Source organism: Streptococcus sp. 2154, from assembly GCF_013277255.1.
In the GTDB taxonomy this organism is placed as follows: Bacteria; Bacillota; Bacilli; order Lactobacillales; family Streptococcaceae; genus Streptococcus; species Streptococcus pseudopneumoniae.
Window position 1 is genome coordinate 1 of sequence record NZ_VMMK01000081.1, and the last position, 15,754, is coordinate 15,754.

General features: G+C 38.1%; 15 protein-coding genes, 1 other RNA gene and 2 pseudogenes. 6 read left to right on the forward strand and 12 right to left on the reverse strand.

Features of this window, described 5'->3' with window-relative positions; all coding sequences use genetic code 11:
• From HT693_RS11245 to HT693_RS11250, 3 genes and pseudogenes are all read left to right on the forward strand, one after another.
• Window positions 1–204: IS3 family transposase (locus tag HT693_RS11245; RefSeq protein ID WP_142360782.1), on the forward strand; the 204-nt coding region annotated here is incomplete at its 5' end.
• Window positions 205–699: 495 nt separating this feature from the next.
• Window positions 700–1,037 (forward strand): annotated as a pseudogene (locus tag HT693_RS12165) (lantibiotic-modifying protein).
• Between the two features lie 517 nt (window positions 1,038–1,554).
• Complete coding sequence (locus tag HT693_RS11250) at window positions 1,555–2,787, forward strand: MFS transporter (RefSeq protein WP_000765697.1); 1,233 nt, start codon at window positions 1,555–1,557, stop codon at window positions 2,785–2,787.
• 117 nt (window positions 2,788–2,904) lie between these two features.
• On the opposite strand, the gene HT693_RS12305 is transcribed toward HT693_RS11250, so the two are convergent.
• From HT693_RS12305 to HT693_RS11295, 10 genes and pseudogenes are all read right to left on the reverse strand, one after another.
• Entirely contained in the window at window positions 2,905–3,150 is a 246-nt protein-coding gene (locus tag HT693_RS12305; protein WP_275690481.1) for a hypothetical protein, read from the reverse strand.
• A gap of 3 nt (window positions 3,151–3,153) precedes the next feature.
• A pseudogene (locus tag HT693_RS12175) lies at window positions 3,154–3,672 on the reverse strand (trypsin-like peptidase domain-containing protein); the annotation flags it as partial.
• Between the two features lie 12 nt (window positions 3,673–3,684).
• Window positions 3,685–3,981: a hypothetical protein gene (locus HT693_RS12180; RefSeq protein WP_000750732.1), complete on the reverse strand. Its 297-nt coding sequence runs from the start codon at window positions 3,979–3,981 to the stop codon at window positions 3,685–3,687.
• Between the two features lie 226 nt (window positions 3,982–4,207).
• Window positions 4,208–4,897, reverse strand: coding sequence for a response regulator transcription factor (locus tag HT693_RS11265; protein ID WP_000518020.1), 690 nt, complete (start codon window positions 4,895–4,897; stop codon window positions 4,208–4,210).
• 11 nt (window positions 4,898–4,908) lie between these two features.
• Window positions 4,909–6,333 (reverse strand): NADP-dependent phosphogluconate dehydrogenase, encoded by a 1,425-nt coding sequence (gene gndA, locus HT693_RS11270; protein ID WP_138703175.1) that lies wholly within the window; start codon window positions 6,331–6,333, stop codon window positions 4,909–4,911.
• 75 nt (window positions 6,334–6,408) lie between these two features.
• The gene (locus HT693_RS11275) at window positions 6,409–7,815 is read right to left on the reverse strand and encodes a cell division site-positioning protein MapZ family protein (protein ID WP_023938812.1); all 1,407 of its coding nucleotides are present in this window, start codon (window positions 7,813–7,815) and stop codon (window positions 6,409–6,411) included.
• A 12-nt stretch (window positions 7,816–7,827) separates the two neighbouring features.
• Window positions 7,828–8,985, reverse strand: coding sequence for a class I SAM-dependent RNA methyltransferase (locus HT693_RS11280; RefSeq protein WP_050208660.1), 1,158 nt, complete (start codon window positions 8,983–8,985; stop codon window positions 7,828–7,830).
• Between the two features lie 84 nt (window positions 8,986–9,069).
• Window positions 9,070–9,450: RNase P RNA component class B (gene rnpB, locus HT693_RS11285), an RNA gene on the reverse strand.
• A gap of 20 nt (window positions 9,451–9,470) precedes the next feature.
• Complete coding sequence (gene gpsB, locus HT693_RS11290) at window positions 9,471–9,812, reverse strand: cell division regulator GpsB (protein WP_000146532.1); 342 nt, start codon at window positions 9,810–9,812, stop codon at window positions 9,471–9,473.
• A 69-nt stretch (window positions 9,813–9,881) separates the two neighbouring features.
• Window positions 9,882–10,409, reverse strand: a complete 528-nt coding sequence (locus HT693_RS11295; RefSeq protein WP_023935618.1) for a DUF1273 domain-containing protein — start codon at window positions 10,407–10,409, stop codon at window positions 9,882–9,884.
• Window positions 10,410–10,476: 67 nt separating this feature from the next.
• Between HT693_RS11295 and HT693_RS11300 the strand changes: the two genes are divergently transcribed.
• Window positions 10,477–11,061: a VanZ family protein gene (locus HT693_RS11300; RefSeq protein ID WP_138704824.1), complete on the forward strand. Its 585-nt coding sequence runs from the start codon at window positions 10,477–10,479 to the stop codon at window positions 11,059–11,061.
• 755 nt (window positions 11,062–11,816) lie between these two features.
• Here the strand turns inward: HT693_RS11300 and HT693_RS11305 are convergent.
• Window positions 11,817–12,197 carry a hypothetical protein gene (locus tag HT693_RS11305; RefSeq protein WP_138704825.1) on the reverse strand — a complete coding sequence of 127 codons (381 nt, stop codon included), beginning with the start codon at window positions 12,195–12,197 and terminating at the stop codon, window positions 11,817–11,819.
• A 427-nt stretch (window positions 12,198–12,624) separates the two neighbouring features.
• Between HT693_RS11305 and recU the strand changes: the two genes are divergently transcribed.
• Both recU and pbp1a read left to right on the forward strand, forming a co-directional pair.
• Window positions 12,625–13,221: a Holliday junction resolvase RecU gene (gene recU / locus HT693_RS11310; protein WP_000248778.1), complete on the forward strand. Its 597-nt coding sequence runs from the start codon at window positions 12,625–12,627 to the stop codon at window positions 13,219–13,221.
• The gene (pbp1a, locus tag HT693_RS11315) at window positions 13,218–15,413 is read left to right on the forward strand and encodes a penicillin-binding protein PBP1A (protein WP_001039981.1); all 2,196 of its coding nucleotides are present in this window, start codon (window positions 13,218–13,220) and stop codon (window positions 15,411–15,413) included. Before recU ends, pbp1a begins: the two co-directional genes overlap by 4 nt.
• A gap of 137 nt (window positions 15,414–15,550) precedes the next feature.
• Here pbp1a and HT693_RS11320 read toward each other — a convergent pair.
• Window positions 15,551–15,754 (reverse strand): IS3 family transposase (locus HT693_RS11320; protein WP_172925193.1); only part of this gene is annotated, 204 nt, incomplete at its 5' end.

The following is a 15,754-nucleotide window of genomic DNA, read 5'->3' on the forward strand; positions in this document are numbered from 1 at the left end:
AACAGCCCAGACAACGGTATGATGGAGTCCTTCTTTGGGATTCTGAAATCGGAAATGTTTTACGGTTATGAGAAGTCGTTTCAGTCGCTTAAGCAATTGGAACAAGCTATTGTAGACTATATTGATTACTACAACAATAAACGAATTAAGGTAAAACTAAAAGGACTTAGTCCTGTGCAGTACAGAACTAAATCCTTTGGATAAATTAATTGTCTAACTTTTGGGGGTCAGTACATATGCTACGGGAAAGTTATGCACTTAATTTGACAATTCAAGATGTAAAAATATATACTAATATTTGACAAGTTGTCCTAAAAATGTTGTTATGTTATGGATTGATCGAATCTAACTAAAGGATCCTATTCAATTACTAGAACTATCACATACTCAAGGTCAGCTCACAGATGAGCAACTATTTTGGTTACAATACCTACTAAATTTAAGTCAAACAAATAATTTAGTCAAAATTAAAAAAATAGAGGAACATAAATATGATTACAAAACGGAATGTAATAGTGTTCTACGATTTTTACTAGATAAAACTGTAAATTCTGAAGGAAGGATCACTTCTTCAACAGAATTTGGAAATTTCGTAAGTAATTTATCATTCCAACACGGAATAGCTGGACTACTGTTTCCTCTAAATAAATTGTCCCCCCAGAACTGGATTCTAAAATACTCTCTATCATCAAGAAAGCAGTGACAATTAGAACGACACACACATATGAATATCAATACTCGCTGCTATTTGGTGATTCAGGCTATCTATGGTTACTCCTACATTTATTTTCTATCAGTAAAAATCAATACTATCTACAATTAGCAAACGTCACCGCTAAGAAATTAATAGAGAATTATGATACTCTAGAGGAAATAGACTTTGCATTGAGAAAATCTGGTGTCCTATTGTCATTAATAAAATACTATCAATTTACCAATGACAATACTCTTAAAATTTTCATCCACAATAGTATAGGGGAAATTTAGCATTATTTCCTACAAAGAGATACAGCCAAAGAAAGCATTTTAGACTATAGCTTTGCTCATGGATATTGTGGAATTGCATAGGCTTTATTTGCCTATTCTAAAGTCTTAGAACCTTCTATGTTCTATAATGATCTCCATACATTCCATACTGAATTAAAAAAATTATTAGAAAAAATTACTTCTAATACTAAAAATTTAGGAAATTTACAACTTTCTTGGTGCAAAGGAATTTCCGGAATAATCTTATATCTTTGTATGTACGATTGTGACGGAAACAAAGATATTATTAGTAAATATCAATAATTTGTTTTTAACCATCATCTAAAAATGATGACAGGATATTGCCACGGAATAACTAGCTTACTACAAACCACTGTCTACAATCAAAACAAATTACTGATGAAAAAAATCCAACAGGTAATTTTAGCATGTTCTGAACGAGATGATCACGATTTACTGATGTTTCAAGGAGATAGGAGTAAAGCAGATTTGTTTGAAGCATGGGGGTATATTGGTGTCTATTAAATAATAAATTCCCATTCGATGTGCAGAAATAAGGAGAAAAGTATGAAATTATTTTGGACAAACAACATATATAGACAGTTGCTGCTAAACAGCTGTTTTTCATCATTCGGCGACAGTATTTTCTACCTCGCCATTATCAATTATGTGGCTCAGTACAATTTCGCTCCGCTAGCGATTTTACTGATTTCCATTTCAGAGGTGGTTCCCCTACTATCGCAACTCTTTCTCGGAATTCTAGGAGATTTTCAAGAAAATAGAGTCAAACACGCACTCTGGATTGCCAAAATCAAAATCCTGCTCTACGCTATTTTGACAGTATTTCTCGTCTTGTCGCCCTTTTCATTAGTTTCAGTCATTATGATTGTCATCATCAACCTTATCTCTGACACCTTGAGCTACCTGTCTGCCTACATGATGAACGCCCTCTACATCAGTATAATTAAGGACGACCTGCATGATGCCATGGGGTTCAGGCAGTCTCTGATGAGGGTTGTCCGCATTGTCGCCAATCTAGCTGGTGCATTCCTTATCAATGTTATGAGTATTCAAACTATTTCCCTTATCAACACTCTGACTTTTGTCATTGCCTTTTGGGGCCTGTATGTTATTCGACATACCTTGTATGAGGTTGAAAAAAGGATTGAAATGTCACATACAGCACTGAGTTTTAAGAAATATTTTCAACATCTTAAACAGTCGCTGGCTGTGCTCCTGAGGTTAAAAGATACCGTCATACTACTGTTTCTGACGACCAGTATGATTGCCATCTTGGATGTGTCTCCTCGGTTGATTGCCCTCCGCTTCATCCAACAGACACTAGCACAACTGAGCATTGGGCAACTCCTCGCCCTGCTCTCCATCATCATTTCTTGTGGAGCTATCCTTGGCAATATGACCAGCAGTAATCTATTTAAAAATATCCGTTTCACGCACCTCTTGGTTTTCTGTGAGATTTCCCTATTGGCTCTAATAACTAGTATCCTTTGTCAAGCCTATATCGTAATTTTCATGACCAGTTTCATCAGTTCTACGATTATCGGCATTCTCAGCCCTCGCCTACAAGCAGCTGTCTTTGCCTATATCCCCAGTGACAAGATGGGGACGGTGGGCTCTGCTCTGAGCACAGTGGACATTCTCGCCCCGTCCCTGCTCTCCCTATTAGCCCTATCCATAGCATCGAGCGTTTCGGTGCAGTTAGCATTGATATTTTTGTATCTTATTTTGATTGCTCTTATCTTTTGTCAATGGTTAGTCAAGTTCAACACTCATAACTAACGAAAAAGCATGTGTAGATTTCACATGCTTTTAATCTCCCCAATCGTCAGGTCAAGTACAACAAAGTCACTTCTTTGATTAAGCGAGTGTTCTAATATAATTATAAGCTCCCTGTCATTACCGAACCCATTCGCCATTATAATTGACAGAATAGCCGTCTACGGTCGTATTCACTGCCAAAGCACCTGAGCTATAAGCATAATACCATTTGCCATTTATACTTTGCCAACCTGTTTGTTTATTACTATTCTTATAATAATACCAAGTATCACTAATCAACTTCCATCCATCAATAGAATGCCCTTTAATAACAGAGTAGATGAAAGATAGAGCCTTCTCATTTAACTTGACAGCATAATTCATTTGTTCTGCCTCACTCCCATTGGTATGAACTCCGACAACCCTATTGGTAGAATCATATACTGCTGAACCGCTTGCACCACGCAAAGTATCTACTTGATAGAATAAAAAATCATTTGTATCTTGAAGTATCGTTTTTGTATCAGTATACATCTGCTTAATATCCTTATTAACAGCAGAATATCCCGTAACTGTTACATCTAGATTTTTAGTATTTTCTAAATTATTGGGAAGTCCTAACGTCCCCAATTGAGCGCCAATCGGTTCTTCCAAAATTAAAACTGCTAAGTCATAGGTAGTAAGCTCATCTGGATCAGTATTTCGAAATTCTTTTAAATAGCGAGCTTCTTTTACTTTTATCCGACCAAACGGCACACTATTTGGAGTACGAGCAGGAGTAACATATAGTTCTTCTGCATCTTTACCAAACTCATGTTTATAAATATTATGAGCAGCAGTAATAAGGACATTATCCTTTATAAAATTGGCACTCCCTCGATAAGTTACATCTTTACCATTTTTCACACCACGAAATTCTTACTCTACATAAGCTGATGTAGAGTAAGGATATTGTAAAGTATTTTTTACCTTAACTAAATCATTTTTACCAATAATGACTTCTGACTGATTTGTATAATATTGACCATAAGTCGGTGAAACATCGGGAAGTGAAAAATTATTAGTTCCTGGACTCTCTTGTAATGTTTCACTTACCTCATACTCCTCGCCTGTACTTGAAATAACAGTCAAAGCAGATACTGTCGATAGCAGGCTAGCTAATAAAGTACCCGCAATAATTGAAATACCGAATTTGCGATAAAATGTTTTCTTCATTATTTTATCCTCCTAAAAAAATTGTAACACATCTGTTCGTCCCTGTCAATATAGTAAATTGAAATAAGATGTGAACAAATCGATTAGGAAAGTTAAATTAATTTCTAGAAAAGTTTTAGCAGTTGTGGTGTACCATTCTAGTTTCAATCCACTATACAAAGAAAAAAACGGAAAGACATCCCTTTCTCCATTTGAAAAAAGCAGTTACACAACTGCAACTGCTTTTCTATTCTTGCATGGTGTAACCAACACCACGCACGGTTTTAATGTAGCTTTTTTGACCTTTTACATCAAGCTTGCTACGTAGATAACGGATATAGACATCTACGATATTTGTCTCGGTCCCACTTTCATACTTCCAGACACTTTCCAACAACTGCTCACGAGTCAGAACTTTCTTGCTTCCCATAAGTGTCGCCAAAAGGTCATACTCACGGCGAGTCAGAGCAATCATCTCTTCACCACGATAAACCGTGTGATGTTCAACATCTATCCTAAGATTGCGGTAGGTCCTTGGAACTTTCATCAGACTGCAGTGTTGATCAATGAAGTCCCGACCTCGGAAGATCGCCGAAATACGCGCTACCAGATTTTCGATAAGGACTGGCTTATAGATGTATGAAACTGCAAAACGCTGAACAACTTCCAGCTCTTCTTGCAAGTCTTCCCAATGATCTAAAATCATGATGACTGAGGCTGGCTTAGTTCGACTCAGCTTATCTGCAAAATCCTGGGCTGTCATATCCCCCAGATGAGCATTCAATAAAATCAAGTCATAGTCTGTCTGAAGAGCCATGGAGAAGGCTTTTTGCCCCTCCTCAACCTGATCAACTCGGTATTGCTCTTTTTGGAGTTCCAAACTTAAAAAATGAGCTAGATTTCGTTCTTTCTCAAGTAATAAAATCCGTTTCCCCATGGCAGACCTACTTATTTTTCGTCATACCAAGAGTAGTGGAAGGTTCCTTCTTTGTCTTTACGTTGGTAAGTGTGGGCACCAAAGTAATCACGTTGCGCTTGGATCAAGTTAGCTGGAAGATCAGCTGAACGGTAGCTATCAAAGTAAGTAATAGCTGCTGAGAAGGTTGGTACTGGCACACCAGCTTGAACTGCAAGAGCTACGATATCACGCACTGCTTGTTGGTACTTAGCAGTAACATCCAAGAAGTACTCATCCAAAAGAAGGTTGGCAAGGTCTGCATCACGGTTGTAAGCATCTGTAATCTTTTGCAAGAAACGAGAACGGATGATACAGCCATCACGCCAGATAGATGCGATGTCTGCAAATGGCAAGTTCCAGTTATTTTCTTTAGAAGCTACACGTAATTGCGCAAAACCTTGTGCGTATGAGATGATTTTTGAGAAGTAAAGGGCTTGACGGATTTTTTCAATCAATTCAGCCTTATCTCCTTCAAATTTGAAGGCAGCTGGTTTTGGAAGAACCTTGCTAGCATGCACGCGTTCTTCTTTGTAAGTTGAAATGTAGCGAGCAAATACTGACTCAGTAATTAGCGACAATGGCACACCAAGGTCAAGTGATGATTGGCTAGTCCATTTACCAGTTCCCTTGTTACCTGCGGCATCAAGGATGTAGTCTACGATTGGTCCATCTTGGCCTTCATCGTCTTTACGGCTCAAGATATCAGCTGTGATTTCGATCAAGTAGCTATCCAATTCACCCTTGTTCCACTCAGTAAAGATTTCAGCCATGTCTTCTGCAGAAAGGTCTAGCAAGTGTTGCATCAAGTCATAGCTTTCTGCAATCAATTGCATATCACCATACTCGATACCGTTGTGAACCATTTTCACATAGTGACCAGCTCCATCAGGACCGATGTAAGTCACACATGGTTTGCCATCTTCTGGTGCTTTAGCTGAGATTTCTTCAAGAACATCTGCAACCAATTCGTAGGCCTCTTTTTGTCCACCAGGCATGATAGAAGGCCCTTCAAGGGCACCTTTTTCACCACCAGAAACCCCAGTACCGATAAAGTTGATACCAGAGTTTGCCAATTCTTCATTACGACGAATTGTATCTTTGTAGAAAGTGTTTCCTCCGTCAATCAAGATATCACCCTTGTCAAGGTGTGGAAGAAGGGCCTGGATAGTAGCATCTGTACCAGGTCCAGCTTGAACCATCAGCATGATACGGCGAGGTTTTTCGATTGAGTTTACAAAACTTTCAACGTCATAGCTTGGTACAAAGTTCTTTTCAGGATGGCAAGCAATCACATCTTCCGTTTTTTCTTTACTACGGTTGTAAATAGCAACTGTGTAACCACGAGATTCAATATTAAGGGCAAGGTTACGACCCATTACGGCCATACCTACGACACCAAAGTTAGCTTTTGTCATTTGACACTCCTCTTGTTTCATTTATTTTATTTTATCATTTTTACTTTTGAAAAGAAAGAATTTTGTAACGACTGCTTAGTAGTCCAAGTCATCTGCATGACCAGCGCCATTTCCGACAAAGTAGCCTGTCTTACAGTTAAGGGTAAAGAGATAGGTTCCATCTGGCTTGTAGAGGTTGTAATAACCATTGCCGTTAACGATATTGACACGTTCAAGGATATATTGGTCTCCAGTGATATAGCCACGTGATCGTGAAGTCGCTAGAATTTGTTCCAAGACACCATCCGCAAAATCCCAGGCAGAGTTGTTACTATCATCAATAGCAGACTGGTTATAGGCAACACGACTGGCACTTCTTTGAACAGCAACACCCGCACTTGATACGCCCATATTGACTTTGCTACGAGAACTTCTAGTCTCATTTGAGGCAGCATTTGAACTACTTGGGCTTGTCTCACTAGTCGTATTTGAGCTTGTTTGACTAGTGCTTGAGCTACTAGTTTCACTTGAACTTGAGCTAGAAGTACTTGTTTGCTGGCTCTTACCAAGGCTGATAGCCTTATCTAGCACTTTATCAAGCTCCGTATTTCCAGTTTTAATATCCGTAAATTTAGCATCCGATTTGGCTTTGGCATTGGTATCCAAGACACCATCCACAATAGCTGGTTTCTCAAATTGAGCATTGACATCTTGAATGGCCTTGATTTGCGTTGCTAGACTATCATACTTAGATTTGGCTAGCGTATGTTCACGACTACCTTCCAGTTTATCAAGCAAGGTTTTGAGTTGAGTCAGTTTATCAAACTGGCTATTTTTCAAAGCCGTTTTATTACTATCTGTGTAGAAAGCATCATATAAATTATTAAATTCTTCCACTTCTGCCTGCGTGTTTGTGGTTGATTGAGAAGTCTGAATTTCCTTGGTCGAGCGATTCACTTGACGATAGACATAATAAGCACTGACACAGATAATTACTGATACAAGCGCCAAAGCGGTCAAAACAAAGCCTTTTTTGCTTTTCTTTTCTGAGTCTTCTTGTTCCAGACGAGAAAGGTTTTGCTCCTCTTCCACTTCTTCAGTCATTTCTGTTGGATTTTCATCCTCTAGCAATAGAGGATCCAAGCCTTGCTCCTCATCGTCCAGAGGCAAGGGTGGTAAGATGTCTTCAGAAGATGGAACTTCCTCCGAAGAAGCTTCTGACTCTTCTACAGCCTCACGCATCTCTTGAATTAAATCATCCAGACTCTGAGTTTCAACTAACTCCTCTTTTTTGTATTGGCGAGTCGCAAACTTATCCGCCTCAATTTCATCTCTGTGTTGCTTAACATACTTGTCCAAAATGGAATCCTCAGGCAAGACTCCTGCTTCCACTTCTTCATTTTTACGAATAGCTTGACCAACTGTTAGCTCTTTTGCTTCATCAAAATCAAATTGCGGTTCTTGGCCTTCTTTTTTATGACGATTTCGTCTTTTTTTACTCATGAGTATCCCTTTCTATTTTACCTCTTGCCGTTTGACACGCTGACCAAAATATTGATACAGATCCACTTTCAAGGTTCCGTTGTATAACTTACGCTTCTTATCTGCTTGGCTACCATACTTACTTTCAAAAGCTTCATCACTAGTCAGGATAAATTTGCTCCAAGTTTTCAGTGGTGCAAATACTTGCCCCATCTCAGTATAGAGCTTGGTAACTCCTGCATCATCTGATAAACGCTCCCCGTAAGGCGGATTGGAAATAATCACACCATTGATTTTATCGGAACGTAAATCCTGCACGCGCATCTGCTTAAAGGTAACATCTCCTGCAACACCAGCTGCCTGGGCATTGGCCTTAGCAATTTCCACCATGCGAGCATCAATATCACAGCCCATAATATCCAGTTCCAGCTCACGGTCTACTTTTTTAGCCGCTTCTGTACGCACTTCTTGAATCAAGCGATCACTAATCCAGTTCCATTCCTCAAAGGCAAAAGAGCGACGAAGTCCTGGTGCCATCTTTCGAGCAATCATAACTGCCTCAATACAGAAAGTCCCCGAACCACAGGTCGGATCAATCAAAGGCTTGTCTGGATACCAGTTAGAGAGTTGTAAAATAGCTGCCGCCATGTTTTCCTTGATAGGGGCTCCCCCTTTTTCGGTACGATAGCCACGTTTAAAGAGACTAGACCCGGTCGTATCAATCATGACAGTTGCCACATCTTTGAGAATAGAGACCTCAATCTTAAACTCTGGGCCATTCTCCATCAGTGGAATACTTTCTGGGCGAGCATAGTGTTTCTGCAATTTCTTGACAACAGCTTTCTTAGAAATAGCCTGAACACTGGGCTCATTGTGAAGTTTAGATTTAACACATTTGGCTTTTGAAATCGGGAACCGAGCTCCAAGTGGTAAATAATTTTCCCAATCTAGGGCGAAAACTCCCTGAAACAGCTCTTCAAAAGTCTTAGCTGGGAACGTTCCTACGATGATTTTGATACGATCTGCTGCCCGAAGCCAGAGGTTGGTTTCGATAATAGCTCTCACGTCTCCTTGAAAACGAACACGACCATTTTCAACCTGACAATCGTAGCCCAACTCTCGCACTTCTCGTCCTACAACAGCTTCAAGACCTGCTGCCACAGTTGCAATTAAATTAAATTCTTTTTTCATGTTACAGTCTTACAAGACCTTTCTATATGTCCACTTTAAAAAATGAGGTTGAGAAAATTTCTCAGCCCCAACCTATATGCAATTTTCTATAAGCCATGTTTTGTTCCAGAAGTGACTAGGACCACTTCCTTCGATAATCATCTGTCTACCACTAACAGCTCCAGCTGATAGCAGTCAGAATACTACGTTCGTTTCCGTGTACTCCATGCCCCGACCAAAATTTGGGTTGCTAGCTTGAGGGGTTTACCGCGTTCCACTCTCTCCGTTTCCAGAAAGACTCCGTCACTGTGGCACTTTCAAGCCTACTCTGACCTATCAAAAGACTTAGCCATTTCAACTGCCGTAACGATTTCTCGTCCCTAGGCTTATGGTTTCGCCTAGCACAAACACTACAGGCATCACAGCCTGTGCTAGCATGGACTTTCCTCATGAGAAGCAATTCTCCTCACGCGATTATCCAAAAATTGCATGTAACAAGACCTGAATTACAAATCAGTATTGTCTAAAATTTGTTTACCGAATACTTCTTTTTCAAGACGATTCAAGCGTTTCAAAATATCAAAATTCGTCATAGAAGATGAAGCAGCCACATCAATTGGATCTGGGTGACTAGGACTTGGAGCCGAGCTCACTTGCGGTTTACGAGTTAATTCTTCCTTCAAATCCGCAATCTCCTGACGAAGTGACTTGACCAAGGCAGCATAGGTTTCATAGTCCTTGATGACATCGTCTAAAAACTCATCAACTTCTACCTTACTATAGCCACGGACTTCACGCCCAAACTCTTGTTCAAAAATATCTTTTGCTGAAAAAATAATACTTGCCATGTCTCTCTCCATTCTCGATTGCTAGTATTATTATATAAAAAAAGGCAAACAAAAATCAAGGTCAAAGCTTCAATTTTCGGAAAAATTTTCAGCAAGTTCATTTAATTGATCAAATGTTAATCTCTTTATAAAATAGTCCTCTTGATTTTTCATCTTTTGGTAAAAATAAGCTAATTTCGTTTCATTTTCTTCATCATAAAAAAGATAGGAACTATTCGTATTTTCCAGTAAAAACTGCTGATAATCTCTTAACTGCCCCTTGTGTTCATAGCGAGAATAAGCATATTTGACAAAGTCTACCTGCTTAAAACGGCTCAGTTTCATCTGATTGGCTTCATTCCAATTTTCCCCATGGGTTTCAAAAGCAAAAATGGTGGCCAACTGAAAACCATATTCGGTTTTCATCTCCTGCGCAACCTCTAGAACCCAATATTCAAAGCCTAAAGTCCCTGTAAATACAAGCCAAGACACCCCATCTGCTGCCATAGCCTCTAAATCTTTACGTATCGCTTTTTTAATCAATTTAAGACGAGGATCCTTGTCAGAAAACAAACCCAAATCAAAAGCAGAATAGCCTAAAACCAAAGCTGTAGCCATTTTTAACCCTTTCTGTGCAAATTTATGATATAATATGGTATATAAATGAAATTTAGGAGATTATAAAATGAAAAAAATATATATACTTGATTTTTTAAATTTAGCTATTTCCCTCCTAATTTGTAGATGGTTTTTTATGGAATACCTTTACTTCCAATTCATCTCTATCTTTAGTTTTCCTACCGGTGGCTCTGATTTCTGGAGACCTCTATTCATCATTCTAATTCTAACATTGTTTTTATTCACTTTCCTAAGATCTAGCTATACGCACAGACTTGATACTAGATTGATAAGAATATCTTATTTTCTTTACTGTTTAATTCTTGTTTATTCGCTACTTTTTAAAAATTTAGGTATTCAGGGAGTTAACTTTAATCTCGTTGAGTTTATCAAAGATTCACTTTTAATTGATTCAACAATTCCTCTTTTAAATATTGTAATTTTTATCCCAATAGGAGGATTATTTAAATTTAATTTTAAAACAGTCATGCGTTTTATCTTTTTCATAACAATAATAGAAACCTCACAATATGTATTTCATCTCGGATTCTTTGATATAGGAGATATATTTACAAACACAATAGGTTTTATAATTGGAAGCAATATCCATGATAGCAGATTAGGAAAAAAGATAATTCATTACATAAAATAAAACTACAAATCTTAGATATTCTATTTACATTCCTTTAAAATCAGAAAGAGCATCATTTTTTATAATATGTACTAATGATAGGCATTTGTTTAAAGTATATATTTAAATTCCGATGTTTATTACGCAAACTGTCAACAAAACATGTAAACTTTGATTTTAAAGAAGGCCAGGTGAAAACTCATAGTAAACAGAAAACAAAAGAACTAAGCACAGTTTGAATAGTATCCTTTTTCGAGGTTGTAGATAATACTGACAAAATCAGTAACAAATCTATGAAAATATCTACTACCTATATTGCTTTTTAATTTTATAAAAGCATCAATTTTAAGAGAAAACAAATATTTCAATAATAAACCGTATATGATCAAAGATTTTAAAATCGTGATAATATACGGTTTTCTGATTGTAAAGATTTTTTACCAAACTTATTTTTAATTGATAATAATTCACTTATTATTACCAAATTCTCTTTAAAAGTATGTTTTAAAATAACTTATATCTATTCAATCTTTATAATCCATCACAAAATACTTTTCTACATCAAAACTCACAAAGAAACTATAGTAAATTGAAATAAGATGAGGATAAATCATTTGAGGCATTCAAATTAATTTCTAACAATGCTTTAGAAATTATGTTGTACTATTCTAGTTTCATTTTACTATAAAAACCAATTGATATGATTAGTAAGGAAGAGTATTAAACTAAAAAATTATAAAATAGTTAATAAAAGACTTATCCAAATAAATACTCAATTAATAAGCCACACTACCTGAAATATTATATAAACCTCTACCCTCAGTATTGAAATATAATCCATAAGTACCTGAATTTAGATCAACACTAATTGTTCCACTAGTTTTTCCATAATAAACAGATGATGCATATATTTTACCACCAATCCATGAACGACTCACAACAGAAACTCTAAACCCTACGTTCCCACTCCCAGGTCTAGGAGTTTGGTTATGATTAACAGTATAGGTTCTTCTACGGTTAGTGTACCAAGCTTGTATTGAATATTTACCTCTTATTCCCTGTCCATTATAAGTAATCGCAGTTGCTGCATGCACTACATTTGCTATCAACAGAATCCATAAAAAGCCAATAGATAGTATCCGAATAATGTCTTTCATAGAGATTCCTTCAAAATATATAAGTATGGAGATAATTTCAATCCCAAGTTTAATCAGTCTGTAGTTAATTACTAGAAGAATGTTCCGAATCAATAAAACAATAAAGCTAAAATCAAGCCTATATAATTACGACTCTAGATTATATCTTGTTTGTAAAGCGCTTTCGACATCATTATATAACATTTATAAAATTAAATCAAATGATATTTATATTTTTTATACTACGTTGTGATTCGAATGTGATAATGTCTTTAGTAAATCGAACGTGAAAATATCCCATTTGGTAGAATAGTCATATGAAAAGGATCCAACTGAATATGAATGAAGCGAAAAAATATCTTGTGATAAAAGCTATAGTCATTTTTAACCCTTTCTGTGCAAATTTATGGTATAATAAAGTGATATTATTGCACCAATAAGGAGAATTATGGTCAACTATCCACATAAACTTTCATCACAAAAAAGACAAACATCTCTTTCTCAACCCAAAAATTTCGCAAATCGAGGAATGTCTTTTGAAAAGATGATCAATGCTACCAACGACTACTATTTGTCTCAGGGCTTGGCTGTTATACACAAGAAACCAACCCCTATTCAAATCGTACGAGTGGACTATCCACAACGAAGTCGTGCCAAGATTGTTGAAGCCTATTTTCGACAAGCTTCAACGACGGACTATTCTGGCGTTTATAATGGATATTACATCGACTTTGAAGCCAAGGAAACAAAACAAAAACGTGCGATTCCGATGAAAAATTTTCATCCACATCAGATTCAGCATATGGAACAAGTCCTTGCCCAACAAGGAATCTGCTTTGTCCTTCTTCACTTTTCTTCTCAGCAAGAAACCTACTTATTGCCGGCATTCGATTTGATTCGCTTCTATCATCAAGATAAGGGACAAAAATCAATGCCACTTGGATATATTCGAGAATATGGATATGAAATCAAGGCTAGTGCCTTCCCTCAAATTCCTTATCTCAATGTTATCAAAGAATATTTATTAGGTGGTAAAACAAGATGAACAAACCAACGATTCTGCGCCTAATCAAGTATCTGGGCATTAGCTTCTTAAGCTTGGTTATCGCAACCATCGTCTTAGGCGGAGGAGTTTTTTTCTACTACGTTAGCAAGGCTCCTACCCTATCCGAGAGTAAACTAGTTGCAACAACTTCTAGTAAAATCTACGACAATAAAAATCAACTCATTGCCGACTTGGGTTCTGAACGCCGCGTCAATGCCCAAGCTAATGATATTCCCACAGATTTGGTTAAGGCAATCGTTTCTATCGAAGACCATCGCTTCTTCGACCACAGGGGGATTGATACCATCCGTATCCTGGGAGCTTTCTTGCGCAATCTGCAAAGCAATTCCCTCCAAGGTGGATCAACTCTCACCCAACAGTTGATTAAGTTGACTTACTTTTCAACCTCGACTTCCGACCAGACTATTTCTCGTAAGGCTCAGGAAGCTTGGTTAGCGATTCAGTTAGAACAAAAAGCAACCAAGCAAGAAATCTTGACCTACTATATAAATAAGGTCTACATGTCTAATGGCAACTATGGAATGCAGACAGCCGCTCAAAACTACTATGGTAAAGACCTCAATAATTTAAGTTTACCTCAGTTAGCCTTGCTGGCTGGAATGCCTCAGGCACCAAACCAATATGACCCCTATTCACATCCAGAAGCAGCCCAAAACCGCCGAAACTTGGTCTTATCTGAAATGAAAAATCAAGGCTACATCTCTGCTGAACAGTATGAGAAAGCAGTCAACACACCAATTACTGATGGACTACAAAGTCTCAAATCAGCAAGTAATTACCCTGCTTACATGGATAATTACCTCAAGGAAGTCATCAATCAAGTTGAAGAAGAAACAGGCTATAACCTGCTCACAACTGGGATGGATGTCTACACAAATGTAGACCAAGAAGCTCAAAAACATCTGTGGGATATTTACAATACAGACGAATACGTTGCCTATCCAGACGATGAATTGCAAGTCGCTTCTACCATTGTCGATGTTTCTAACGGTAAAGTCATTGCCCAGCTAGGAGCACGACATCAGTCAAGTAATGTTTCCTTCGGAATTAACCAAGCAGTGGAAACAAACCGCGACTGGGGATCAACTATGAAACCGATCACAGACTATGCTCCTGCCTTGGAGTACGGTGTCTACGATTCAACTGCTACTATCGTTCACGATGAGCCCTATAACTATCCTGGGACAGATACCCCTGTCTATAACTGGGATAGGGGCTACTTTGGCAACATCACCTTGCAATACGCCCTGCAACAATCGCGAAACGTCCCAGCCGTGGAAACGCTAAACAAGGTCGGACTCAACCGCGCCAAGACTTTCCTAAATGGTCTCGGAATCGACTACCCAAGTCTTCACTACTCAAATGCCATTTCAAGTAACACAACCGAATCAGACAAAAAATATGGAGCAAGTAGTGAAAAGATGGCTGCTGCTTACGCTGCCTTTGCAAATGGTGGAACTTACTATAAGCCAATGTATATCCATAAAGTCGTCTTTAGTGATGGGAGTGAAAAAGAGCTCTCTAATGTCGGAACTCGTGCCATGAAGGAAACGACAGCCTATATGATGACCGACATGATGAAAACAGTCTTGACTTATGGAACTGGACGAAATGCCTATCTTGCTTGGCTCCCTCAGGCTGGTAAAACAGGAACCTCTAACTATACAGACGAGGAAATTGAAAACCACATCAAGACCTCTCAGTTTGTAGCACCTGATGAACTATTTGCTGGCTATACGCGTAAATATTCAATGGCTGTATGGACAGGCTATTCTAACCGTCTGACACCACTTGTAGGCAATGGCCTTACGGTCGCTGCCAAAGTTTACCGCTCTATGATGACCTACCTGTCTGAAGGAAGCAATCCAGAGGATTGGAATATACCAGATGGTATCTATCGAAATGGGCAGTTTGTTTTCCAAAATGGAGCAAGACCGACTTGGACTGAAACAACATCCCAATCATCTTCAACCGAAAACTCCTCAACAAGTACAGAAGGCTCTACTAGCCTAGCACCAACTACAAGTCCTGATGCTAGTAATAATAGTCAAAATCAAGCACCAGCCACAAGTCCTGATGCTAGTACCAATGGTCAAAACCAAGCGCCAAATACACCCGGAGCCAATCAAACTCCAGCTCCACAGACCCCTCAACAACAACCACAACAGTAAACGAAAAATCCTGAGAACTCTAAACTCAGGATTTTGTCATTTTCAAAATGAAATACAGAGGTCAAGTACATTTTCCCATAATAAAACGCATACGACCAAGGATTTTCTGTACTGACCCCAAAAGTTAGACAATTAATTTATCCAAAGGATTTAGTTCTGTACTGCACAGGGCTAAGTCCTTTTAGTTTTACCTTAATTCTCTTGTTGTTGTAGTAATCAATATAGTCTACAATAGCTTGTTCCAATTGCTTAAGCGACTGAAACGACTTCTCATAACCGTAAAACATTTCCGATTTCAGAATCCCAAAGAAGGACTCCATCCTACCGTTGTCTGGGCTGTT

Coding starts and splice junctions, on each gene's coding strand:
- HT693_RS11250 (WP_000765697.1), top strand. CDS start 1,555: ATGAAATTATTTTGGACAAACAACATATATAGACAGTTGCTGCTAAAC.
- HT693_RS12305 (WP_275690481.1), bottom strand. CDS start 3,150: ATGAATTATGCTGTCAAGTTAAATGAGAAGGCTCTATCTTTCATCTAC.
- HT693_RS12180 (WP_000750732.1), bottom strand. CDS start 3,981: ATGAAGAAAACATTTTATCGCAAATTCGGTATTTCAATTATTGCGGGT.
- HT693_RS11265 (WP_000518020.1), bottom strand. CDS start 4,897: ATGGGGAAACGGATTTTATTACTTGAGAAAGAACGAAATCTAGCTCAT.
- gndA (WP_138703175.1), bottom strand. CDS start 6,333: ATGACAAAAGCTAACTTTGGTGTCGTAGGTATGGCCGTAATGGGTCGT.
- HT693_RS11275 (WP_023938812.1), bottom strand. CDS start 7,815: ATGAGTAAAAAAAGACGAAATCGTCATAAAAAAGAAGGCCAAGAACCG.
- HT693_RS11280 (WP_050208660.1), bottom strand. CDS start 8,985: ATGAAAAAAGAATTTAATTTAATTGCAACTGTGGCAGCAGGTCTTGAA.
- gpsB (WP_000146532.1), bottom strand. CDS start 9,812: ATGGCAAGTATTATTTTTTCAGCAAAAGATATTTTTGAACAAGAGTTT.
- HT693_RS11295 (WP_023935618.1), bottom strand. CDS start 10,409: ATGGCTACAGCTTTGGTTTTAGGCTATTCTGCTTTTGATTTGGGTTTG.
- HT693_RS11300 (WP_138704824.1), top strand. CDS start 10,477: ATGAAAAAAATATATATACTTGATTTTTTAAATTTAGCTATTTCCCTC.
- HT693_RS11305 (WP_138704825.1), bottom strand. CDS start 12,197: ATGAAAGACATTATTCGGATACTATCTATTGGCTTTTTATGGATTCTG.
- recU (WP_000248778.1), top strand. CDS start 12,625: ATGGTCAACTATCCACATAAACTTTCATCACAAAAAAGACAAACATCT.
- pbp1a (WP_001039981.1), top strand. CDS start 13,218: ATGAACAAACCAACGATTCTGCGCCTAATCAAGTATCTGGGCATTAGC.